Source organism: Streptococcus ruminantium (assembly GCF_003609975.1).
Lineage (GTDB): Bacteria > Bacillota > Bacilli > Lactobacillales > Streptococcaceae > Streptococcus > Streptococcus ruminantium.
In genome coordinates, this window is sequence record NZ_AP018400.1 from 855,693 (window position 1) to 880,711 (window position 25,019).

Consider the following 25,019-nt stretch of genomic DNA (forward strand, 5'->3'; position numbering starts at 1 on the left):
TATAATACAATTTAAAAGTTTTGACAAGAAAGGGATCATATGGATTTTAATTGGGAAGAATTTTTAGACCCTTACATCCAGACAGTTGGCGAACTGAAGATCAAATTGCGAGGAATTCGTAAGCAGTATCGGAAGGCCAATCAGCATTCTCCAATTGAGTTTGTAACAGGACGAGTGAAGCCAATCGAGTCTATTAAAGAAAAGATGACCTTGAGACATATAAAATTGGAAAATCTTGCTCAAGATATGCAGGACATTGCTGGTCTTCGGATTATGGTCCAATTTGTTGATGATATAGAAGAAGTTCTAGCGATTTTAAGGAAACGAAAAGATATGCAGATTGTTCATGAGCGGGACTATATCAATCACATGAAGGCTTCTGGCTATCGTTCTTATCATGTAGTGATTGAGTACCCAGTGGACACCATAAATGGTAATGAGACGGTTTTGGCAGAGATTCAAATTCGTACCCTATCCATGAACTTTTGGGCAACGATTGAACACTCTCTCAATTACAAATATAGGGGAAACTTTCCCGAAGAAATCAAGAAGCGCTTGGAAGTTACAGCGAAAATTGCCTATGAATTAGATGAGGAGATGCGAAAAATCCGCAACGATATACAGGAAGCGCAGGTCTTATTTGATCCTGGCTATCGTAAACTGAATGATGGTGTTGGAAATAGTGATGATACAGATGAAGAATACAGGTAGAAAAAAAATCGCTCTGCTTGCAAGTCGAAATCCTAAGAGTGAAGCAGTGTCCAGAGAATTGTGGACAAAATTAAGGGAAGCAAATTTTATTTTAACCGCAAAAAATCCAGATATTGTCATCTCTATTGGAGGTGATGGGATGTTGTTATCAGCTTTTCATAAGTATGAGAAGTTGATTGATCGTGTCCGTTTTGTTGGTATTCACACGGGACATTTAGGATTTTATACGGATTATCGTGATTTTGAAGTTGATAAGCTGATTGAGAATCTCAAGCTTGATACGGGTGCACGAGTTTCCTATCCAATCTTAAATATTAAGGTCAAGATGACAGATGATCGGACGATTGAGGCGCGTGCTCTGAATGAAGCGACTATCAAGCGCTTATCTAAGACCATGGTCGCAGATATTATCATCAACAACGTTCCCTTTGAACGTTTTCGAGGTGATGGGATTTCGGTGTCTACTCCGACAGGCTCAACAGCTTATAACAAGTCTCTTGGTGGCGCTGTCTTACATCCGACAATTGAAGCCTTGCAGATTGCTGAGGTGGCTAGTTTGAACAATCGTGTTTATCGAACGTTGGGTTCCTCTATTGTTGTCCCCAAAAAGGATAAGATTGTGATAGAGCCTAAACACAATGACCGTTACTCGATTGCAGTAGACAATAAGACTTTCACTTACGACAATATCAAAACCATTGAGTATCAGATTGATAATAGCAAGATTCATTTTGTTGCTACCTCAAGCCATACTAGTTTTTGGAATAGGGTCAAAGATGCTTTTATTGGAGAGGTGGAGTGATGCGCTTTGAATATATAGCTGACCAGCATATAAAAATCAAGACATTTCTTAAAAAATATGGTGTTTCCAAGAGTCTACTCGCCAAAATTAAGTACATGGGTGGCAATATCTGGGTCAACGATATAGAACGCAATGCAACTTACTTGCTTGATATTGGAGATAGAGTTACAATTGATATACCGGCTGAGGAGGATGTTACGGGAAGTTTGAAACCGATTTCCTTTCCACTGGACATTGTTTATGAAGATGACCATTTCTTGGCTATCAATAAACCAGTTGGTTATGCATCAATTCCATCTGTTTTACATTCCTCAACGATTGCTAATTTTGTCAAGGGATACTTGATTGCTCAGGATTATGAAAATAAGCAGGTTCACATTGTAACGCGTCTGGATAGAGATACTTCTGGTGTGATGCTGTTTGCAAAGCATGGCTATGCCCATGCTCGTCTGGATAAACAGTTGCAGGCGAAATCGATTCAGAAACGTTACTATGCTCTAATCAAGGGAAATGGAGTCTTGAAAGTTCAAGGTGATATTATTGCTCCGATTGGGCGACCAGAAGATAGTATTATTACTCGCTGTGTGACCAATACGGGGAAGTATGCCCATACTTCCTATCGTGTTGTCCAATCATGGAATGACATTCATTTAGTAGATATTCAACTCCATACAGGTCGAACGCATCAAATTCGTGTTCATTTTGCTCACATTGGTTTTCCATTGCTGGGAGATGACATGTATGGAGGGAGTTTAGAATGTGGGATAGAGCGTCAGGCTCTGCATTGTCATCATTTGGTCTTTGACAATCCTTTTTCAGCCGAAAGGATTGATTTGGAAGTGTCTCTTCCAGATGATTTTCAGGCTGTTATCAATCAGTTAACAAGTAAATAATTTTAAGGAGTTTGTTCATGAAAATTTTTGAGCAATTAGCTACAAAGCTAGAGGGTAAAAAAGTTCGTATCGTATTGCCAGAAGGCGAAGAACCACGCATCTTGCAAGCGACAAAACGTTTGGTTAACGAATCAGATGTAGTACCAGTCTTGCTTGGAAACCCTGAACGTATTAAAATTTACCTAGACATCGAAGGGATTACAGAAGGTTTTGAAATTATTGACCCTGCTCACTATGACAAGTATGATGAGATGGTAGCAGCATTGGTGGAGCGCCGTAAGGGCAAAGTGACTGAAGAACAAGCACATGAATTGTTGAAAGATGTGAACTACTTCGGTGTGATGCTGGTCTATATGGGGGTTGTAGAAGGAATGGTTTCAGGTGCCATTCATTCTACAGCTTCAACAGTTCGTCCAGCCCTCCAGATTATCAAAACCGAGCCAGGAGTGTCTAAGACGTCGGGAGCTTTCTTGATGGTCAAAGGTGAAGAACGTTATATTTTTGGTGATTGTGCGATTAACATTGACCCGGATGCTCAAACACTTGCAGAGATTGCGATTAACTCGGCTCGTACTGCTAAGATGTTTGGTATTGATCCCAAAGTGGCCATGCTCAGCTATTCGACAAAGGGCTCAGGTTCAGGGCCTAAGGTTGATAAGGTTGTAGAAGCGACCAAGATTGCTCAGAAATTGCGTCCAGAGTTAGATTTGGATGGGGAATTGCAATTTGATGCAGCTTTTGTTCCAACGACTGGAAAGTTGAAGGCACCAGGTTCAAATGTAGCAGGTCAGGCAACAGTATTTATTTTCCCAGGTATCTCAGCAGGTAATATTGGTTACAAGATTGCAGAGCGTATGGGTGGTTTTGCTGCAGTTGGTCCTGTTTTGCAGGGACTTAATCAGCCTGTAAACGACCTGTCTCGTGGTTGTAATCCGGATGATGTTTACAATTTGACCTTGATTACTGCGGTTCAAGCCTTGGAGCACCGTTAATATGAAATTTTTATCACGATATTTTAAGGATTATACAAAGGAATCCATACTTGGTCCATTTTTCAAGCTATTAGAGGCCTGTTTTGAACTTCTAGTACCATTGATTATTGCCAATATCGTTGATACAATTATTCCAAATGGCAGCCGGGGAGACCTGGTTGCTATGCTTTTTTTGCTGGTTACTTTTGCTGGTATCGGAGTTGTTGTTGCGCTTGTGGCACAATATTTTTCAGCTAAAGTGGCAGTTGGAGTGACAAAAGAGTTAACGGAAGATTTGTATCAAAAGGTGCTTTCCCTTCCCAAATCTAGTCGAGATAGGTTATCTTCTTCAAGTTTACTGACTCGATTAACAAGCGATACCTTACAGATTCAGACGGGGATCAATATTTTTTTACGTTTGTTTTTGCGTGCTCCGATTGTGGTATTTGGTGCCCTTATCATGGCCTTTTATCTCAGTCCTAGTCTGTCTCTTTATTTTATGGGGATGATTTTTATCTTGCTTGTGCTTGTGACAGGTATCTCCTTGATTACCAGCCGTATTTATCAAAGCTTGCGAAAAAAATTAGATAGTTTGGTCGGTCAAGTACGTGAAACTATGACAGGTTGGCGAGTTATTCGTGCTTTTGGGCAGAAAGAGCGTGAAATCAAGGCATTTCAGACAATCAATCAAGAGTATGAAAAGCAGCAGTTACAAGCTGGCTTTTGGTCCAGTCTTTTATCGCCACTAACATTTTTAGTAGTCAATATCACCTTGGTGGTTTTGATATGGCAGGGAAATGAGGCGATTTCTAGTAATGGATTGGAACAAGGGATGCTGGTTGCTCTCATCAATTACCTTTTACAAATTTTAGTGGAATTGGTCAAGATGGTGATGGTGGTTTCAACCCTCAATCAGACTTACATTTCAGCTCAGCGAATTCAAGAGGTGTTTGAGCAAGAATCAGAAGATATAGAAGCTCCATTACCCAAGATAACCTGTAAAGATAGGAACCTTATTTTTTCTGTCCAACATCTTTCTTTTTCCTACCCTCGGTCATCGGAAGCCTCTTTGTTAGATATTACTTTTAACTTGTATAAGGGGCAATTTATGGGAATTATTGGTGGTACAGGTGCTGGTAAGTCTACACTGGTAGACTTATTGCAGGCTCTCTATCCAGTGCCAGCTGATCAGTTATCCTTGTTTATAGATGGGGGGAATCCAGAAAATTTGAGGCTTTGGAGACAGCAGTTAGCCTTGGTTCCCCAGCAGGCTCAGCTTTTTGCTGGCACTGTCCGTTCTAATCTATCATTGGGGCTTAAACAGGTTTCTGATAGTGATGTGTGGGCTGCCTTAGACATTGCTCAAGCTAGAGATTTTATTGAGGAAAAGGGAGGTTTGGAGAGTCCAGTTGAAGCATTTGGTAAGAACTTTTCTGGAGGTCAACGTCAGCGTCTAACCATTGCGCGTGCTGTTTTACAGCAGGCATCGGTATTGATACTAGATGATGCAACTTCGGCTTTGGACTATATGACAGAAAGTCGTCTCTTATCTGCTATTCGCAAACATTTACCTGAAAAAACCTTGATAATGATATCGCAGCGGACCAATAGTTTGCGGTTGGCGGATCAAATTTTAGTATTAGATCAAGGACAGCAAGTGGGGCTTGGTCGTCATGAGGATTTGCTAAGAATCTCAGCGGTTTACCAAGAAATCAATCAGTCACAAGAAGTCGAGGAGGTTAGTCATCATGCAGGAATCTAGTTTTAAAGGTCTTGTAAAATTGGTTGTGAAACAACCTTTAAGACTCAGCTTGCTTCTGATTGGAACCTTTGTACAGGTTGTGCTGACGGTTTATCTACCGATTTTAATTGGTCAAGCGGTAGATGCTACACTTTTAGCGGATAGCCAATTCTTATTTAAGATTGTTCAGCGGATGTTGCTTCTTATTCTGCTGAATACCATGGTTCAGTGGTGGCTGCCTCTAATAACCAATCGTTTGGTCTATGGTATAGTGACAAATTTGAGAGAACAGGTCTATGTCAAACTTCATCATATGCCTTTATCTTATTTAGATAGTCAGTCTGTAGGGGATCTGGTTGCCCGTTTCTCAAGCGATAGTGAACAACTGACCAATGGATTGTTGATGATTTTCAACCAATTTTTTATTGGAGTTTTGACGATTATCTTTACTATTTTTACCATGGCAGGACTGGATTTGACGATGATGCTATTGGTAGTTGCTTTGACTCCGGTTTCACTTCTGGTTTCACGCTATATCGCTAAAAAAAGCTATGGTTACTATAGAAAACAGACTCAGGCACGTGGACGGCAATCTCAACTTCTAGAAGAGTCTATAAACCAATTGACTCTCATTCAATCCTTTAATGCTCAAGATCAGTTTGCAAGTGACTTTCAGTCTGTCAATGATAGCTATGCAACCTATTCTCAGCAGGCTATTTTTGCTTCTTCGACTGTCAATCCCAGCACTCGTTTCATCAACGCTGTCATTTATGCTTTTCTGGCGGGACTTGGAGCTTTACGGATTATGATGGGAAACTTTACCGTTGGATCTTTGACAACTTTCCTCCATTATGCTAGTCAGTATAGTAAACCCTTTAATGATATTTCTTCGGTCCTTTCAGAGTTGCAGAGCGCGTTGGCTTGTGCAGATAGATTATTTACTATTTTAGCTTTAGATGGTTTGGCAGAACAGGCAGAGCGAACAATCAATCCCGAGGAGTTGAAAGGAGCTGTCTCTTTTGAAAATGTGTCCTTTTCATATCGCAGTGACCGTTCCCTGATTGAACATCTGGATATTCAAGTCAAATCAGGTCAGAAGGTAGCTATTGTTGGACCAACTGGAGCAGGCAAATCTACAATGATTAACTTGCTCATGCGCTTTTACGATGTGACAGCAGGTCAGATTGTGTTAGATGGCGTTCCGATTAGTCAGTACAGTCGTGAGGAACTCCGAAAGCAAATTGGGATGGTATTACAAGAAACATGGATAAAGTCGGGAACAATCCATGATACCATCTCCTATGGTTATCCCAATGCTACACGAGAATCAGTTATAGAGGCAGCCAAAGCAGCCAATGCTGACTTTTTCATTCGTCAACTACCACAAGGATATGATACGATTTTAACGGATGGAGGACGTTCCCTATCTCAAGGACAACGTCAGCTCCTATCCATTGCGCGTGTCTTCATTAAAATTCCTAAAATCCTAATTTTGGATGAAGCAACCTCCTCCATTGATACAAGAACTGAGATTTTGGTACAAGAAGCCTTTGCAAAATTGATGAAAGGACGAACCAGCTTCATTATTGCTCACAGATTATCCACTATTCAATCGGCAGATTTGATCTTAGTTATGGTTGACGGAAAAATTGTAGAACAGGGGAATCATATAGAGTTAATGGCTCGTCAGGGTATTTATTATAAGATGCAGATGAGCCAGCAAGCAAAAGGAGAATGAACTTGATAGATAAATTGAAATTAACCCCTATCACAGCTCTGGATGATTACCAGACCGAGATGATTAACAAACGTGAAGTGTTATTGACTGCTAAAGTTACTGAAAAATCGCTGAATCCATATGGTATGGCGCACGGTGGTTATCTTTTTACCTTGGCAGATTCTGTAGCTGGATTGACAACTGTTGCAGGTGGAGTTTACTCAGTCACTCTTCAGTCCAATATTCATTACATGAAAGCAGCAAAGCTAGAAGATACCCTATCAGTAACTGGTCGCTGTACCCATGATGGTAGCAGGACAAAGGTTGTTGAAGTAACGATACAAAATCAAGATAAAAAGTTGATAGCGACAGCGAGTTTTACCATGTTTGTGACAGGGAAAGTAGAATAAATTAGCAGGTGCTTCGTTACTGAGTATCAGGCAACAAATCATAGTTCTAAGGATACAAATGGTTTGAGAAGCTACCTTTAGCTGAGCATTAAGTTGAAAAACAAAGTGTGGAAGGTTTTAGAAGAAGAACTTGCGGTAGCAAGACATTTCTATAGATTGCTATAAATTATATACAAAAAGATAAACTGGGAGACTACAGCAGTCCCCAGTTTATCTACTTTATGCTATACTAGGTATATGTTAGATTTGAAAAAATATGAAATAGAAATGTGGCCGAAAGAGAAGATTGTAGCTTTTCGCAAGGCACTTTTGGATTGGTACGATGCGAATAAACGTGACCTTCCTTGGCGAAGAACAAGAGATCCTTACGCTATTTGGCTATCAGAAGTCATGCTTCAGCAGACTAGGGTAGATACTGTGATTCCCTATTATGAACGATTTCTCTACCATTTGCCGACTATCAGTGATCTAGCTGCTGCTCCAGAAGAAGTCATACTTAAACTTTGGGAGGGCTTGGGCTACTATTCACGTGTTCGGAACATGCAAAAAGCTGCTCAACAGATGGTCGCAGATTTTGGTGGCCACTTTCCAAAAACGCATGCAGAAATTTCCAGATTAAAAGGAATCGGTCCCTATACTGCTGGGGCTATTGCAAGTATTGCTTTTGATTTACCAGAACCTGCTGTAGATGGTAATGTTATGCGGGTTCTCAGTCGTCTGTTTGAGGTAAATTACGATATAGGTTTGCCGGCAAATCGTAAGATTTTTCAAGCTATGATGGAGCTTTTGATTGATCCTGATAGACCAGGAGATTTCAACCAAGCTCTGATGGATTTGGGTTCTGATATTGAATCCCCGGTGAATCCCCGGCCAGAAGATAGCCCAGTCAAGGAATTTAGTGCGGCCTATCTCAACGGAACGATGGATAAATATCCTATCAAAGCTCCAAAGAAAAAGCCCTTGCCTGTAGCCTATCACGGATTTCTTATCAGAAATAAGGACAATCAATTTTTGCTGGAAAAAAACACAGATGCAGGACTTTTATCCGGTTTTTGGTCCTTTCCACTTTTGAAAAAAGGGACAATCGTAGACAAGCAGGTATCTCTTTTTGAAATAGCAGAAGAACCTATTCAACCAGATATTCGGCAGAGCTTTACGGAACTTTATGGACTAACCATCGATTGGCAAGAGCAAGAATTTGACTCCGTTCAACATGTTTTTAGTCACCGCAAATGGCAGATAGATTTAACAGAAGGTCTAGCAAGGACAGCTAAACTCCCAACCAATCGAGAAATTAGGTGGGTATCTGTGGAGGATTTTCATTCTTATCCTTTTGCTAAACCACAGCAGAAGATGTGGGATTCCTTTCTCCGTGGAAAAGAAAGATAAAAAAGTAGCGTTTAGAGCGTATAAATATTTGAAAGCGTTTTACAAACGTGGTATAATCTAATTGAAAAGGAGATATGTCATTTGAGATGTCGAACGCCATCTGACCTAAAGAAAGGAGTCTGAAAGCGTTCAATGATGAAGACTACTGGCTCGCCTTCTCCAATAAAAAAGGGAGGCAGCTAATAGAGGAAAAGTTCATTACCCCTGTTTTATATATCTATTTGTATACCTATTATCAAATGCGCAGCATGAATTCGTTGTTTAGCCTTGCTACCCAGTTCAATCAAAAGTAGGCTAGACTAATCGTTTGGTAACCACTGTATTAAAGAAAAAAATTTTGGAATATAATCACGGAAAATCATGAAGACCTCTAGTGATTTTCGTTATAGTAAGCAATCTCCATGCTTTAAGCAAATAGTACGAGGACAATTACAGACATAAGGGTAGCAGAATAATTATTTAATCATTAACTTATCGCCGAATGACGGTAATGAACTTTTCCGTTTTTAGATATGAGAAGGGGTGGTTGTGTTTTCCAGATTAAAGACAAACATTGTGTTAGTATCTACTTCATAGAAGTGCTACCCTTTGGGTAGCCCCCACTTAGTTTTTGATTCACAAGAAGATGAAATGAGTATTTTAACTGATGTCGGTTTAGAGAACTTGTAGCAATGGTTGCTAAAGTTGGAAAACACCAAGCAAAGACAAAATTAAAGAAAGCAGAGTTTTGGATGATGCTTTAAACTTAACCTCTCCTGGTTATCATATTGCTAAATATTGGGATAACCATGATAAATATCCAGGAAATGGTAGAATTAACTTTGAGTGGTGATTGTCTTGAAGAAAAATTTTATAATTATTATTTATATTTTATTATCTTTGTTTGGTAGTTTTCTCATATTTTCACTACTAGATTTAGATTTTAAATGGTGGACCACTTTAGCCATAAGTACGAGTTTTATATATACCTATCTCAGTTCAAAAAATGATGGCAAATGACCTTAACTAAATTGCTTTACAGTCATGATGTAAAGTGCCTTTAAACAAGATCAGTCTTTTGTTGAAGCGATAGCGGACAGATGAAAAGCCGTGGCGGAGATTGATTGCGATAAATAGTAAAAGAAGTATATTGAAAAAGTTCCAGAATAGCTACTTGATTAGGCTTACATTCTGGAACTTTCTTTTTGGTATAGAGGATGATTGATAATCATGATATAAAGTATATGGGAGTATTTAGAGTGTTATACCTCTTAAAATATACCCTTTCACATCTGTGTATTCAGAATCATTCCAAATTTTCTAATTCGATTTCTTCCAATCCTTTTTCTGTTAATCTATAAATCTTATTACAAACTTCTCTTAGAAACCGTCTATCATGGGAAACGCAGACTAGACCGCCAGAGTAATTTGTAAATAATTGTCGAATATAGGGTTGAGATGTCGGTGAGAAGTTGCGACTAGGTTCATCTAGCAGGAGGAAGTTTGCACGATCAAGCACCATTTTGAGTAACAGCAGCTTGGCTTTTTGTCCACCAGACAATTCACTAATTTTATGATGAACTTCTTGACGGGTAAATTGGAGACTGGCAAGATGTGTCAAAATGATTTGCTCTTGTTCACGGTTACCCTGAGGTGATAGAAATGTGAGAGGTGAAACAGATTCATCCAGTAAATCTTCATAATGTTGAGGCATATACCCCAATATAATATCTGGTCGTTGGCTGAGTTGCTGATAGAGAATGTTGAGAAAGGTTGATTTTCCTATCCCGTTGGAGCCGATAATTCCGATTTTATCTTGGGCATTTAGGTAAAAATGAATCTGCTTAGCTAGTATCTGGTCGCCTATTTCTAGTTTAAAATTCTCATATTGTAAGAGTTGCTTTCTTGGTGGAAGGGGAGAAATATCTGAGAAAAATAGAGCGATGGTATCTTCGTGAAAGGGAACCTGAGTCAGATTTTCTTTCATTTTCTCATAGCGTTTTTCATGAGAGAGAACATTTTTCATTTTTTTAGCAATCAAGCGCCCCAGAGTCGCATCGTGGGTTTTTAATAGAGTATCGCGAACCTGAGATTTCTGTCGTAGGTGTTTAGCCATGACTTTATCAAATTCCTTGCGATCATTTTGAGCCTGTTGCTTTTGTTTCTGATAGGCTTCCTGACGTTGTCGACTGTAGTTCTGATAATCAACTTGTCGAACTTGTGTCTGGGCAAGCGTTTTTTTCTTGACGGATTCCAAATGGATAACCTTTGTAGCTGTTTTAGCAAGAAAGTCCTCATCGTGAGAGACAAAGATGATTGCCTGAGAGCTGGTTATGATGTAATTTTCCAGCCAAAGCAAGGTATCCAAGTCTAGATCGTTAGATGGTTCATCTAGGAAAATAAGCTCCGCAGGACTGGCTAGTGATTTAATTAATTGAATTTTTAGCTTTTCTCCCCCTGACAGGCTAGCAATAATCTGTTGACTAGCAAAACGGTTGCTGTCAAATTGTAGCTGCTCAGCGTAGAGATAAAGTAAACCATAATCCAAATTGGCATCCATATCCCCAAAGAAGTAGTCGTTCAGAGTTAGCTCTGCTATTTCTTTGGAAATACTTTGAGGAATGTAGATAAAGGAATGAAAATTTCTCTGTATAGTACCAGTCATGAGTAGATAGTGAGCAACTAGTGATGAGTCCATTAGAGCTTGTAGCAGACTGGATTTACCATTTCCTTCTTCTCCTATAATAGCCACTTTATCGCCAGGATTAACAATTAAATTTAGATCCTGTACCAAGTTTCGTAGATCTTTTTGATGGTCAAGGGAGAGGTGTTGAGTAGTTAGCAGCATAGAGCCTCCTTTACAAGAAAATATACACTACCTATTTGGTAGTGTATGTGCATCCGCTCAAAAAGACCCTATCCGGAGAATAGAGAGTGCAGAAAAAAGACACAAGAAAACCACCAAATAAGCGTAGAACTTAGTTTGATGCTCTCGAAAATCAAAATGATAGGAAACCATTCGTCCAGTTCCAAAACAAACAATCTCCAGACTGTTTAGGTTTTAGGTATCTCGACATCGTTTCTATATCCAGATGATATTCATTGAGCATAGGTTTACTTGTTACTGTCCATTTCTCCTTACCCCACAATTACAATTTTCATTTAGTATATCATGTCTGAATAGACCTGTCAAGCCTATAGTTTTTGAATATCAAAACGATTTTAAGGGCTTTGATAGGTGATAAGCGTTATTGGAAAAAGGGACTTGGCTTTAAGGTGCTAGAGCGTATGATTGAGCGGGCCAAAGAACTGAATTTTAAAGAAATAATTGTCGAAGAAATTTACGATTGGAATGAAGGCTCTCGTAAGTTATTTGAAAAATGTGGCTTTATAGCTGTAAGAAAACTGCAAAAGGCTGGTCCTATAAGAAGGTAATACAATAAGACATCAAGATTATTGGTCATTCAGCTGGGGAAAATCTCTTATTAGCCATCAGAGAAATACCAAGATAAGAAAAATTATATTTATATGGATAAAAAGAGGTGAGTAATTGCTGAGTACATCGAAAAAACCTTGACAGTTTGTCAAGATTTTAAGTATTTAAACATTCAAAACTTTATCTAGGAAGTCTTTGAGACGAGGATGTTGCGGATTATCAAAGATTTGCTCAGGAGTGCCATCTTCAAGGAATTCACCACCATCCGTAAAGATAACACGGTTGGCAACCTTGCGAGCAAAGCCCATTTCGTGGGTAACAATCAGCATTGTCATTCCTTGTTCAGCGAGGTCCTTCATGACCTTCAGTACATCACCGACCATCTCAGGGTCAAGGGCTGAAGTTGGTTCATCAAAGAGCATGATGTCTGGATTCATAGCTAGGGCACGAGCGATGGCTACACGCTGTTTCTGTCCGCCAGAGAGACTATCAGGCATGGCATCGCGCTTGTCTGATAAACCAACCTTTTCTAATAATTCCATACCGACCTTTTCAGCCTGAGTCTTGTCTAGCAACTTGTGTTCAATGGGAGCAAAGGTAATGTTGTCTAGCACGGACATATGCGGGAAAAGGTTAAAGTGTTGGAATACCATACCGACATTTGAGCGGAAGGCATCAACATCTGTTTTTGGATCTGTTAAATCATAACCATCAACAGTTACTTGACCACTGGTAATCGTTTCAAGCAAGTTCATTGTGCGAAGGAAGGTAGATTTACCAGAACCGGAAGGACCGATGATACAAACGACATCTCCCTCGTAGAACTTAGCAGTAATTCCTTTGAGAACTTCATTTTTACCATAGTACTTGTGTAAATCGTGGACGTTGATTTTTAATTGAGCCATTATTTACCTCCTTTTTCAAGTTTACGAGCCAAGCGAGTCAAGAGTGTGATAACTACCAAGTAGATGATAGCAAGGATGGCATACATACGGAATGATTGATAGTTACGGGCGATAATGATTTTCCCTGCTTGGAAGAGTTCAACCAAACCAATTGCAGAAATGATGGTTGTATCTTTTAAAGTGATGACAAATTGGTTGATGAAGTTTGGCAACATGATTTTCCCTGCTTGTGGCAAGATAATCTTCCGCATGGTTGTTCCATAGGAAATACCCAGACTTCGAGAGGCTTCCATTTGACCAGTTGGAACAGCTTGGATACCACCGCGAACAATTTCAGCAATATAGGCACCTGAGTTGAGCGAGAGGGCAATTGTTCCAGCAACAAAGTCGTTGATTGGTGCTTGTTGGCCTGTCATGGACTCAATCAGGTTTGGAATTCCCCAGAAGATAAAGGCTGCGACAATCATTAGTGGAATACCACGAACTACATCGACAAATATAGATGAAGTGACGCGGAGTACTTTGATTGGGCTAACCGCAAACATCCCAAAGATAATACCAATAACAATAGCGATAGTAAATGAAAGAAGGGCAAGACCAATCGTAATGCCAAGTCCTGAGAACAATTGACCGTAATTATTTTTTAACAGACCGAAAATAGTTGTTTCATCAACAGTTGAGGTTGAAGTATCGGTCTTTTTGGTTGAATTGAAGTACTTGTTTAAGATTTCATCGTATTTGCCAGATTTTACAAGGGCAGCTAAACCGTTGTTGAACATTTCAATCAATTCAGGATTTGTCCCTTTTTTGACCGCAAATCCGTACTCACCAGATTTTTCACCTGGAATTGGCGTAGCAAAGTCGCGTCCTTGTTGGATGGCGTAGAGGAGAACTGCTTCGTCATCCATCAAAGCGGCAATTGATCCGGAATTTAAGCTGTCATACATGCTTGAAGCTTCATCAAAAGCTTTTAGCGTATAACCGTACTTGGATTTGTTTTCTTCTAGGAAGGTATAGGAGGCAGTACCATTTTTTGCGCCGACAATCTTACCTTTCAAGTCTTTGTAGGAAGCAATCTCACTCCCGTTTTTGACAGCAAGTAGGATATTGGAAGTGTAGTAGGCATTTGAGAAATCAAAAATTTCTTTACGTGCATTGGTGATAGACATACCAGCGATGACAGCATCGGCTTGTCCTGCTTGAACGGCATTCAGAGCTGCATCAAAGCCAGGATTTTGAATGGAAATGGTAAAACCTTGTTGTTCAGCGATAGCCTTAATCAATTCCATGTCAATACCGACATAATTGCCAGACTTATCTTGGTACTCGAATGGTGCAAATGATGAATCGGCTACGATGGTATAACTAGCTTTAGCCGGTGTTGCTTTGACTGTAGCACTTCCTGTTAAATTGAGCCGAGATGAATAATCCGTAGTCTCTGAAGTGGTAGTTGATGATCCTAACCATTTGTTCATGATAGTTTCATAAGTACCGTCTTTCTTCATTTCCGCTAGAGCCTTGTTGAAGTCTTTTACAAGGTATTCGTATTGACTACCCTTTTTGACAGAAAATCCAAATGAACCGATAGCTTCACCAGCAATATCAATGCTGAGATCCTGTCCTTGTTGGATAGCATATTTGATGACTGCTTCATCATCCATAACCGCATCAACAGCGCCTGTTGAAAGGCTATTGTACATCAGGTCACCTGTATCAAAAGTCTTGATATGATATCCATATTTACCCTTGTTTTCATCAAGGAAAGCTTGAGCAGCTGTACCATTTTTAACACCGACAGTTTTTCCTTTTAAATCCTTGTATGATGAAATCGTGTTTGCCTTGGTTGTCGCAACCACAATCTTTGTATCAAAGTAAGGATCTGAGAAGGTGAATACTTTTTTTCGTGCCTCAGTAATGGTTGTACCAGCCATGAGAGCATCAGCAGAACCAGCTTGGACTGCATTGACTGCAGCATCGAAGCCAGGGAAACTCTTAGTAATCGTCCAACCAGAACGTCTCGCTACTTCGTTGATAATATCAACATCCAATCCTTTATAGACCTGATCTGAATCTTTAAACTCGAATGGGGCATAAGCATTGTCAAATACAATATCAATTGCATCGTTAGCCTTTGTACCGGTAAAGATAAAGAATGCTGGCAAAATACTTGCCAATAACATGAATAATTTTTTCTTCATTTCCATACTCCTTCTATTTAGATAACTGTCCCAGTATACCATATTCTGGGCATTATTGCAAAAACAGGAATCGGACCATGTTACATTTTGTGACATGAAAGGTTATTGAATTGTGAGAAAATGTAATATTCTTGAAATATTTATCAGAGGAATCGAATGTTTCACCATGAAATAAAGTTATGATAAAATAGAAGTATGATAAACAGAAGTAATGAAAATCAATTCAAATTAGTATCTAACTATTCTCCATCAGGAGACCAACCTCAAGCGATTGAAACCTTAGTGGACAATATTGAAGGGGGAGAAAAAGCTCAGATTCTCATGGGGGCGACTGGTACAGGTAAGACCTATACCATGAGTCAGGTGATTGCTAGGGTCAATAAGCCAACCTTGGTTATCGCTCATAACAAAACCTTGGCTGGTCAATTGTACAGTGAGTTTAAGGAATTTTTCCCTGAAAATGCGGTGGAATATTTTGTCTCTTACTACGATTATTATCAGCCCGAGGCCTATGTACCTTCTAGCGATACCTATATCGAAAAGGATAGTTCAGTTAATGATGAGATTGATAAATTGAGACACTCAGCGACATCAGCCTTGCTAGAACGTAATGATGTGATTGTAGTAGCCTCAGTTTCTTGCATCTATGGTTTGGGCTCACCAAAGGAATACTCAGATAGTGTAGTTAGTCTACGACCAGGTCAGGAGATTTCTCGTGATGAGCTTTTGAATGCTCTGGTGGATATTCAGTTTGAGCGCAATGATATTGACTTTCAGCGGGGACGTTTTCGTGTTCGAGGTGATGTGGTGGAGGTTTTTCCAGCTTCGCGTGATGAACATGCCTTTCGAGTAGAATTTTTCGGTGATGAAATTGACCGCATTCGAGAGATTGAAAGCCTGACAGGGAAAGTTTTAGGTGATGTGGAACACTTGGCAATTTTTCCAGCTACCCACTTTGTGACGAATGATGACCACATGGAGATGGCTATTGCGAAGATTCAGGCGGAACTGGAGGAACAGCTTAAGGTTTTTGAGGCAGAAGGTAAACTCTTAGAAGCTCAGCGATTGAAACAACGTACCGACTATGATATTGAGATGCTGCGGGAGATGGGCTACACTAATGGTGTTGAGAACTATTCTCGTCACATGGATGGTCGTAGTGAAGGAGAGCCGCCGTATACGCTGTTAGACTTTTTCCCCGAGGATTTTCTTATCATGATTGACGAGAGTCACATGACCATGGGGCAGATTAAGGGGATGTATAATGGTGACCGCTCACGTAAGGAAATGCTGGTTAACTACGGTTTTCGTCTACCGAGTGCGTTGGACAACCGTCCGCTGCGCAGAGAAGAATTTGAGAGTCATATCCACCAGATTGTCTATGTTTCAGCAACTCCAGGTGACTATGAGATGGAACAGACAGATACTATTGTCGAGCAAATCATTCGACCGACTGGACTCTTGGATCCCGAGGTGGAGGTTCGACCAACCATGGGACAGATGGACGATCTTTTAGAGGAAATCACTGTTCGAGCGGAGAAGGGCGAGCGAACCTTTATCACGACTCTTACCAAGAAAATGGCAGAAGATCTGACTGATTACCTGAAAGAAATGGGTGTCAAGGTCAAGTACATGCATTCGGATATTAAGACATTGGAGCGGACAGAGATTATTCGTGATCTTCGCTTGGGGGTTTTTGATGTTTTGATTGGGATTAACCTACTTCGTGAGGGAATTGATGTACCAGAAGTCAGCCTGGTCGCTATCTTAGATGCTGACAAGGAAGGTTTTCTTCGCAACGAACGTGGTCTCATCCAGACAATTGGACGGGCAGCACGAAACTCTGAAGGTCATGTTATCATGTATGCTGATAAGATTACAGAATCCATGCGCAAGGCTATTGATGAAACTGCTCGGCGCCGTCAGATTCAAATGGCCTATAATGAAAAGCATGGTATTGTACCACAGACTATTAAGAAAGAAATTCGTGATCTAATTAGTGTTACTAAGGTTGTTACACAAGATAAGGAAGAAGTCATTGACTTCCATGCCCTCAACAAGGAAGAACGTAAAGCTATGATCAGAAAACTAGAAGGTCAAATGCAGGAGGCGGCAGAAGTTCTTGACTTTGAATTGGCAGCACAGATTCGGGATATGGTGATTGAACTGAAGAATCTGTAATATCATCTGTCGAAAGGGATTTACAATGCGCATTAAAAAGATGGAAACAGAAGTAGAAATAGAAGGCAAAGCCTATGTTCATTGGAAAGCCTAGCAGGAGACTTATGTTGGCTTATTGCCGCAGGAGTTTCTTGAAAATATCCGTACACTAGATCGCTGTCGGGACTGGGCCACTCGCTATCCTCAAAATGCTCTAGTTGTTTTGGTGGATAATCAGGCCATTGGATTTGTTTGCTATGGTGTGTCTAATCAGGCAGATTTAGAAAATGCAGGCGAGCTCTATGCTCTCTACGTTTTGGCTGATTATTATGGAAAAAGATTGGCTATCAGCTCATGCAAGTAGATTTGAAAAAAAATGCAGAGTTTTGATAAGATTGCTCTCTGGGTACTAGAGGGGAATGTGCGTGCCATTGCTTTTTACGAAAAAATTGGTTTTCGCTTTGATGGAGTCACCAAGACTGTGAAATTAGGAGTAGATCGAGTAGAACATAGGATGGTGTTTAGGAAGTAGTTTTGTTTAGTTAGCGATGCAAATCATCACAAGCTTGCCTTACATGACTATATCTCTGAATCGGATAATAATCTCCTCTAAATGATTGGTCATGAATTGACCCATCAAAGTGAACTTTTCTTGACCATGAGAAAGAAACCATGTGGTTTTAAGAGGGATGGTAGGAGATAGCGGTTATCGCTATTTTCTAGCTGATACGAACTCTATCAACCAGTGGTTAGAAGAAAAATATAGTTATCATCCTTTATCAGAATTTGGTAGAAAATCTTATAGAGGGAATTATGTTTCTATCTTTTGTGAATATTGGCGGACTTTTCTGGTTATTGGCTGCTAGTTGAACAGTTAGGGTCAGTTAAAAATGTGTTTGTAACTGACCATTGTTGGGATAAAAATGGAAGAACAGTTGATTTAACATTACCATCATAATATCTAGAGGAAGAGGAGACCAAGGTATAATATTGTTATTGAGGCAAGAACATTTGAGAATGTTTTCGCCTTTTTTTAGTTTAAGGAAGACAAGCGAACATTTTAAGAATTGCAGGAACTAACAATATCCTTGGATAATCATTGTTCTCAGATCCTAATTTTATCCAAGCATTTTTCCAAAAGGTTAGTCATGTAGATAGAAGTTCTTTAAAAAAGCCATTATACAGTAAAAAACGAACATTCGATAGGCATCAGTATAAGAAAATGTATCGAAGTGATATACTAATAGTGTCTGGTTATGGCAGACAAATTTTAAAACATAATATCTAAATAATAAAAATTAGAAAGGGCCTTTGTTAGCCAATAAAATGAACAAAAAATTACACAAACTAATACTTACACTGCTTTCCATCTTTTTCTTATTTACTGAGCAAAATCATGTATTTGCAATCGATCATTATGATGAAACAGATTCGGTAGTATTTGAGAATGATAGGGCATATTTTAAGTTTAATGATTCGGATATTACTAACTATATTGTTAATAACTGGTGGACAAAAAATATTGTATTTACAGAAGCGGAAAAAAAGATTATGCATGATTATACCTATAACCAAGCTACTCCAATAAATACAGCAATCGAAACTGTCAAAGGAGATATTGAACAACTATCTCCCGAAATAAAGCAACAGGTTGTTTTGCTAGATCAAGCAACCCATAAACTGGCAATTCCTTGGGATATTATTGTTTATCGCTATGTGTATGAAACTTTTTTATTAGACTTAGGACTAACTCAGTCTGACTTAAATCAATATTATAAGGATAAGCGGTTTGATCCAGAGATATTGAGCAAAATAAAATCTGGGACTCAATATAAAAAATATAGTTTTATGAGTACTACTGCATTAAAATACGGAGCACTAACACACAGGCCTATAGAGCTACGATTGAGAGTTAAGCAAGGAAGTTATGCAGCATTTGTTGCACCCTATTCCTATTTTCCTTCAGAGCTTGAATTTCTCTTCCCAAGAGGAGGTCAATTGGAGGTGATAGGAGCCTACTTGTCGGAAGACAATAAAAGATTGAATATAGAAGTTCACTTTAAGGGGAGTTTATAAGTTATACTAACTTATGGAGGCTGGTCAAAAAAAGTCAATTTTAGTCAATCGTTGCGGAGAATTATCTGAAAAAAAGCAAGGATTTCCAATAAATGCATTATTTTTTATGCATAAATATTGAAATATTCAGGTAATGAATGAGAGGGAAGGTTGCTGGATTCACAGGTCAGATTCGATTAAGTGAGCTTAAATTAAGGCTCATTGGTTCTGGATACTGTAAAAAGGCATAAATGTAATTATATACAATAAAAATAGCAATAGTGAATTAGGGAATAAGTTTAAAAGAAATCAATCTAAAAAACATGCAAATGATTTTTTGATAGATTAAACAAAACACATATATAGAACGAATGAATAGGGGTAAATATTTTTTAATGCACTCTATTCATTCGTTTTTTGTCATTCAAGTATTCATTTCTTATTTTTAGTTAAGATGTTGTAATTGGAGTATTTGTGTATTTTATAAAGGATATTGTATATATAGTCTGTTGTTATTTGTAAGAAACTAGTCTATTTTTTATTTTCATTTCTTTTTTTCTGTTAAAAATATTCTTTGTGAAAACGTTGACAATTAAGAAATTGTATATTAAGATGATTTGTGTGATGAGATTTACAAATATAGAATAGGGGGGGATAACATGGGAGTAGATAATTTGTTTTCAATTGGTAGAGCGGCTGCTATGAGTGGTGTTTCAACAAAAACATTGCGCTACTACGAAAGTCTAGATCTAATCCATCCTAAGCATATTTCCAGTGAGAATGGCTACCGCTATTATGATAAAGATGCTCTGTTGCTGATACCATTGATTAAGTATTATCAGCAAGTTGGGTTAAGTTTAAAAAGAATTAAAGAGCTGATTCATGTAGCTGGGTGCTCTACTCACTATCATCATCTCAAGAAAAGGCGCGACGAGATCAATGCCGAGCGTGAAGAGCTATCTATCGCACTATCATCCGTGGATGATTGGTTAGAATTGATTGTTGAGGGTGAGATGTGCCTGCAAAGTAGGAAGCATCATCCTGGAGCAAACATAGAGCAGATGATTAGTGTAAAATATTATTCTGAGCAGGCAAGTTATTGTTATTTGGAACAGCCTTATAGCTATAATTACAAAGAGTCGATCATCAATTTGGAGTGGATTAGGCATTTAGAAGCACATCATTTAGAAGTTTCAGGGCCGGTTATTTTGAAATATAACTCTTATCTAAAAAAGATGAAGGGGGAAAGTAAATTCGCAACTATCTTGCAGCATTGTTTTCCAGAGTCGGAAACTTTTTCAAAATTTGGCGGTTTTATGGCTTTAACCTGCTATCACATTGGTCCACTAGAAAGTATTGCTGAGACATATAAGTATTTGCTACACTATGCAGAGAAGCATAAATATAGCCTAAAAGATGAGTGTTATGAACGCCATGTCATTGATTATTGGGTAACTCAGGACCACAATGAGTTTGTAACAGAGATTATTATTCCTGTTGTCACGCAGGATGAGCTTTATCAATAAAATAGTTAATAGATGGACGGTTTGAAGAATGTAAAGAGCATCTTCAGGCCGTTTTTTATATTTTCCAGTTAACGAATCAGTTAATTAGGGGAGATGTCATGATGTTTGACTGATAAATAGTTGTTCAGTTCACAAAACTTTACCCCTAGGATAAAGTTTTGTGAGCATATTTCTTGCAAAAATAAAGATAATGTGCTTGTTTGTTAAAATTGTTAAAATTCTCTAATATATTTTTCCTTTAAAATACCTGAGTGAGAGTACTGCCATGTCATAGAAAAATAGTGCAATTATTTATACATTTTCAAAAAACTAAAAATAATTTTGTAAAAATTAAAAAAAATGATTGACTTTGACTTTGTGGAAGGGTTTACAATGTTGTTATGTAGGGAATATAGAGATTTTTTACAATTGTGCAAAAAGTAAAATTTATATGTGTTTTTGTGTTAAATTTAGTATAAAAAATATATAAAGGAGGTAGTATCATGAGTTCCGAAGCATTGGGAATGATTGAAACTAAGGGATTAGTCGGCTCAATAGAGGCGGCAGATGCAATGGTTAAAGCAGCAAATGTTACTTTAATCGGGAAAGAACATGTTGGTGGTGGTTTAGTAACCGTCCTTGTTCGAGGAGATGTCGGAGCAGTTAAGGCGGCAACAGATGCTGGTGCTGCTGCTGCACAACGAATCGGTGAGTTAGTCTCTGTTCATGTTATTCCACGTCCGCACGGGGAAGTAGAGACAATCTTGCCTGGTTCTAAATAATGGCTCTCTATTTTAAAGAGATTAGGAGGTATTTTTATGGGACAAACGACAAGTACTATTGCACAACAAAAAATGAATGAAACGACCAAAAAATTCCGTATTGCAGGTATTCGAAGCGGAATTGTTTCTGGCTTATTTTATGGATTATACTCCTTTGTTATTATGATTCTTCAGAGATTTGATCCGATTAAGTCAGCGGTGGGCATTTTAGCAGCTCCCTTTGTAATGGGCGCGATAAATGATTTTTTGGGTGGTTGTGTGCTCTTGCTTGCAGCGATAAGAAATGGGAAATTCAAAGAATTGGGGCGTACATTAGCTACTAAACCAGGGAAAATTATGTTGCTCGGCTATATTTTGGGCGGTCCAGTAGCAAATGGTGCTTACCTAGTTGGTCTTTATTTAGCGGGAGCTTTTGCTATTCCAATTTCAGCGACAACGGCTGCGTTTGGTGCTCTTTTCTCAGCTATTTTCTTAAAACAAAAATTAAACATGCGCGTTGTTGCTGGGATGTTGATGTGTGTGGCTGGCGCGGTTGTTATCAATCTGGTAAAACCTGAGGGAGCTCCTAATTTTACACTAGGAATTATCCTGGCTGTAGTGGCTGCAATATGCTGGGGATTGGAAGGAACGATTTCAAGTTTTGGTGGTGCAATGCTTGACTCAGAAGTTACTGTAACCCTACGTCAATTGGTTTCTGGTTTAATTCAAATGGTTATCATTGTCCCAATTATTGGAGCGACGGGTCTATTTACAGCAACCTTAACTTCACCGTTTTTAGTATTTCTCCTACTGATTTCCGGTACATTGGTTGGTATTTCATATATGGAATGGTATCGTTCAAATGCTATGGTTGGTACTGCGATTGGTATGTCCTTAAATATTACCTATGCTTTCTGGGGTGTTCTACTTAGTGTTTTATTCCTTGGACAAGCAATTACAACAACTATTGTTGTTGGTTCGTTGGTGATTATCACAGGTGCTATTCTAGTAACGACGAATCCACTAGATTTTTTTAGAAAAGATGAGGTATAGTCCATGAAATTATTACCAGCAAGAACAGCAGTGCTAAATTATATGAGTACAGTAGAAGAGGCGGATGTATTTCAAGTTATGTCAGCCTTGGAACCTCTATTTGGCAGTGAAAAACAGTTCAGAGAGGACTTGTTTTTAGAACATTTGATGTCGTTAGAGTGCAATGGTTATCTCGTTCAGACGGGATTTAATTTGGATGAAAACGGAAAGTTGAGAATCCGCTATCAAATAAATGATGATGGAAGATACGCAGTGGAAAAATATATTGCAAAAGAATTTCGAAATGTAGAAGGAGGAGCGATATGAGGTATCATGGTGGTCAGGCATTAGGACTTGTGGAAACAGTTGGTTTGGTGCCAGCTTTGGAAGCATGCGATAAGATGTTAAAAGCCAGCAATGTCAAATTGATTTCCTACGAGAATGTTGGTTCTACATTGGTTACAATCATGGTAGTTGGTGATGTAGCTGCTGTTGAGGCTGCTGTTGAGGCTGGAGCACGTGCAGCTGAAGCAATTGGTAAATTAACTGCTCATAATGTAATGCCAAGGCCAATCTCTTCTGTTGGGGACATGGTTTCTGTACATGATATTGATAATTGATAAAGGAGGAGACAATGGAAAGATATCAAGCAATTGGTGCTGTGGAGACATTTGGTCTTGTATATGCACTTGAGGCAGCAGATGCAATGGTAAAGGCTTCAGATGTTGAAGTAATTGCTTATGTCAACACTGCATCCGGTTATATTGCAGTTATTGTCCAAGGTGAAACGGCAGCTTGCAAGACAGCTGTTGATGCGGGAGTTAGTGCGGTAGAAAAAATGGGGACTGAGGTATATAGTAGTGTTGTCATTCCAGGACCACATGAAGATTTAAAGAAAATCATCGATCGCTACTCATTAGAAATGATGTTCCCAGAAGAAGCAACAGAGTAGGAAAGTGTGAACGAAATGAGATATATTGACAAAGATTTGGAATCAATTCAAGAAATAAGAAATTTGCTTCTGAATGGTCAAATGTCTTTTGTTCACTTGCAGAAGTACAGTCAAAGTGATTTGGATGTCGTGACTTCTATCTTTATCAAAACTTTGCTGGACAAAACAAGCGACTATGTCCACGAGTTTGTGACTGGTAATGATTACGGTGTGGAAGAGGATGAGCATTTTTTATGTACACATTTTCTGAAACGTTTCGAGGAAACTCTTCAGAAGGAGTCATATATCGGTATCATCGGTGGAAATTCTACAGAAAAAGTTATCGAAATTGGAGCGCCGATGGGGGTTGTTGCGGTTTTGTTACCAGCTCGCCCAACCTTTACCTTATTGGTTAATGTCTGTTTACTAGCGATGAAAACAGGAAATTCTCTGGTATTCATTGCTAATCGGCAGTCAACAAGGTCAACTCTTCATAGTTTGAAAAAACTAATTACGCTTGCCGAAGAGTCTGGTTATCCTGAAGATGGTATCAGTCTAGGTGAGACAATTAGCGATGCAGGAATACTGGAATTGTTGGCCAGCGATAAGGTTTCTCTACTCATCAATATTGGCTGCCCAGAATACATTTCAAATAAGTTTGTCACCAATATACCTTTATTATATGGTGGGGATTCATCTGGACCAGTATTTGTAGAAAGAACCGCAAACATCGAGAAAGCTGTTAGTGATGTCATTCATTCGAGAAGTTTTCAAAATGGTATCTTACCCGGTGCAGAGCAATTTCTAGTTACTGAAAATGTTATTGCAGATCAAATCAAAGATAGCCTAGAAAAGAATGGAGCTCATTTGCTGACGGAGTCAGAGACTAGGAAGCTGATTGCATTTCTAACAGCTTCAGAGAAGAATATTAAGGAAAATTATATTGGGAAGTCAGCTATCTGGTTGGCAGAAAAATCCGGCATATCTGTTCCGGCAGAAACAAAGGTTCTTGTATCTGTCCAAGATTACATGAATGAAGAGGATTTTTTTAGTCGAAAATTACTCTGTCCAGTGATTGTAGTCTACTTGGAACCGGATTGGACCTTAGCTTGTGTTAAATGTATGAACTTGCTAGATGAGTTAAAAATGGGACATACGTTAACCATACATTCCAAAGATTGGAAAATCATCAGAGAGTTTGCCTTAGTCAAAAAGGTTGGGAGAATTGTGGTAAATGCACCTACAGTTTGTGTCGCTACAGGTATTGTTTCTAACTTCCCGACATCATTGATATTGGGTGGTATCACAACTGGTAAAGGATATAGCTCGGAAAATATCACACCGAAACATTTGACTTATACCCGTCAGGTTGGTTTTGAAGTTAATAATAAGTCATGAATTGATTGTTCGAAAGAGAGGAAAT

At 38.9% G+C, this 25,019-nt stretch carries 22 protein-coding genes and 1 pseudogene; 20 read left to right on the plus strand and 3 right to left on the minus strand.

The features are described from left to right. Positions 1-39 precede the first annotated feature (39 nt). The 8 genes from SR187_RS04160 to mutY all read left to right on the plus strand — a co-directional run bounded on the left by SR187_RS04160 (position 40) and on the right by mutY (position 8,634). Positions 40-711, plus strand: a complete 672-nt coding sequence (locus SR187_RS04160) for a GTP pyrophosphokinase (protein WP_024532877.1) — start codon at positions 40-42, stop codon at positions 709-711. Beyond that, positions 695-1,513, plus strand: coding sequence for an NAD kinase (locus SR187_RS04165; protein ID WP_024532878.1), 819 nt, complete (start codon positions 695-697; stop codon positions 1,511-1,513). The genes SR187_RS04160 and SR187_RS04165 overlap by 17 nt, the downstream gene beginning before the upstream one ends. Next, positions 1,513-2,406, plus strand: coding sequence for an RluA family pseudouridine synthase (locus SR187_RS04170; RefSeq protein ID WP_120171607.1), 894 nt, complete (start codon positions 1,513-1,515; stop codon positions 2,404-2,406). Before SR187_RS04165 ends, SR187_RS04170 begins: the two co-directional genes overlap by 1 nt. Positions 2,407-2,423: 17 nt before the next feature. After that, on the plus strand, positions 2,424-3,398 hold the full coding sequence (pta, locus tag SR187_RS04175; RefSeq protein WP_120171608.1) for a phosphate acetyltransferase: 975 nt from the start codon (positions 2,424-2,426) through the stop codon (positions 3,396-3,398). A gap of 1 nt (position 3,399) precedes the next feature. Continuing rightward, a complete protein-coding gene (locus SR187_RS04180; protein WP_120171609.1) occupies positions 3,400-5,139 on the plus strand; it encodes an ABC transporter ATP-binding protein in 1,740 nt (579 codons plus the stop codon). Continuing rightward, positions 5,126-6,856, plus strand: coding sequence for an ABC transporter ATP-binding protein (locus SR187_RS04185; protein WP_120171610.1), 1,731 nt, complete (start codon positions 5,126-5,128; stop codon positions 6,854-6,856). Before SR187_RS04180 ends, SR187_RS04185 begins: the two co-directional genes overlap by 14 nt. Positions 6,857-6,858: 2 nt before the next feature. Further along, the gene (locus SR187_RS04190) at positions 6,859-7,245 is read left to right on the plus strand and encodes a PaaI family thioesterase (protein WP_120172468.1); all 387 of its coding nucleotides are present in this window, start codon (positions 6,859-6,861) and stop codon (positions 7,243-7,245) included. A 237-nt stretch (positions 7,246-7,482) separates the two neighbouring features. Beyond that, positions 7,483-8,634, plus strand: a complete 1,152-nt coding sequence (mutY, locus tag SR187_RS04195; RefSeq protein WP_162496984.1) for an A/G-specific adenine glycosylase — start codon at positions 7,483-7,485, stop codon at positions 8,632-8,634. 1,285 nt (positions 8,635-9,919) lie between these two features. Here mutY and SR187_RS04200 read toward each other — a convergent pair. Continuing rightward, on the minus strand, positions 9,920-11,461 hold the full coding sequence (locus SR187_RS04200; protein WP_120171612.1) for an ATP-binding cassette domain-containing protein: 1,542 nt from the start codon (positions 11,459-11,461) through the stop codon (positions 9,920-9,922). 356 nt (positions 11,462-11,817) lie between these two features. Here SR187_RS04200 and SR187_RS04205 point away from each other — a divergent pair, with 356 nt between their 5' ends. Further along, positions 11,818-12,048, plus strand: coding sequence for a GNAT family N-acetyltransferase (locus SR187_RS04205; protein WP_231996448.1), 231 nt, complete (start codon positions 11,818-11,820; stop codon positions 12,046-12,048). Positions 12,049-12,213: 165 nt separating this feature from the next. Here SR187_RS04205 and SR187_RS04210 read toward each other — a convergent pair whose 3' ends face one another. Next, the gene (locus tag SR187_RS04210) at positions 12,214-12,954 is read right to left on the minus strand and encodes an amino acid ABC transporter ATP-binding protein (RefSeq protein WP_024532886.1); all 741 of its coding nucleotides are present in this window, start codon (positions 12,952-12,954) and stop codon (positions 12,214-12,216) included. Continuing rightward, on the minus strand, positions 12,954-15,152 hold the full coding sequence (locus SR187_RS04215; protein WP_120171613.1) for an ABC transporter substrate-binding protein/permease: 2,199 nt from the start codon (positions 15,150-15,152) through the stop codon (positions 12,954-12,956). Before SR187_RS04215 ends, SR187_RS04210 begins: the two co-directional genes overlap by 1 nt. A 195-nt stretch (positions 15,153-15,347) precedes the next feature. Between SR187_RS04215 and uvrB the strand changes: the two genes are divergently transcribed. From uvrB to SR187_RS04265, 11 genes and pseudogenes are all read left to right on the plus strand, one after another. Further along, on the plus strand, positions 15,348-17,333 hold the full coding sequence (uvrB, locus tag SR187_RS04220; protein WP_120171614.1) for an excinuclease ABC subunit UvrB: 1,986 nt from the start codon (positions 15,348-15,350) through the stop codon (positions 17,331-17,333). A gap of 115 nt (positions 17,334-17,448) precedes the next feature. Then, positions 17,449-17,844, plus strand: a pseudogene (locus tag SR187_RS10255) (N-acetyltransferase family protein). A 142-nt stretch (positions 17,845-17,986) separates the two neighbouring features. Further along, entirely contained in the window at positions 17,987-18,178 is a 192-nt protein-coding gene (locus SR187_RS09840; protein ID WP_145981830.1) for a hypothetical protein, read from the plus strand. Between the two features lie 460 nt (positions 18,179-18,638). Further along, positions 18,639-19,388 (plus strand): ADP-ribosyltransferase, encoded by a 750-nt coding sequence (locus SR187_RS04230; RefSeq protein WP_120171615.1) that lies wholly within the window; start codon positions 18,639-18,641, stop codon positions 19,386-19,388. A gap of 638 nt (positions 19,389-20,026) precedes the next feature. Beyond that, complete coding sequence (locus SR187_RS04235) at positions 20,027-20,893, plus strand: MerR family transcriptional regulator (RefSeq protein WP_120171616.1); 867 nt, start codon at positions 20,027-20,029, stop codon at positions 20,891-20,893. Positions 20,894-21,375: 482 nt separating this feature from the next. Then, a complete protein-coding gene (gene eutM, locus SR187_RS04240) occupies positions 21,376-21,654 on the plus strand; it encodes an ethanolamine utilization microcompartment protein EutM (RefSeq protein WP_024532891.1) in 279 nt (92 codons plus the stop codon). 36 nt (positions 21,655-21,690) lie between these two features. Then, positions 21,691-22,686, plus strand: coding sequence for a DMT family transporter (locus SR187_RS04245; RefSeq protein WP_024532892.1), 996 nt, complete (start codon positions 21,691-21,693; stop codon positions 22,684-22,686). A 3-nt stretch (positions 22,687-22,689) separates the two neighbouring features. Then, a complete protein-coding gene (locus SR187_RS04250) occupies positions 22,690-22,992 on the plus strand; it encodes a hypothetical protein (RefSeq protein ID WP_024532893.1) in 303 nt (100 codons plus the stop codon). Beyond that, positions 22,989-23,285, plus strand: coding sequence for a BMC domain-containing protein (locus SR187_RS04255; RefSeq protein ID WP_024532894.1), 297 nt, complete (start codon positions 22,989-22,991; stop codon positions 23,283-23,285). The genes SR187_RS04250 and SR187_RS04255 overlap by 4 nt, the downstream gene beginning before the upstream one ends. Positions 23,286-23,299: 14 nt before the next feature. After that, entirely contained in the window at positions 23,300-23,617 is a 318-nt protein-coding gene (locus SR187_RS04260) for a BMC domain-containing protein (RefSeq protein WP_024532895.1), read from the plus strand. A 15-nt stretch (positions 23,618-23,632) separates the two neighbouring features. Next, complete coding sequence (locus SR187_RS04265; protein ID WP_024532896.1) at positions 23,633-24,994, plus strand: aldehyde dehydrogenase family protein; 1,362 nt, start codon at positions 23,633-23,635, stop codon at positions 24,992-24,994. The last annotated feature ends 25 nt before the right edge of the window (positions 24,995-25,019 follow it).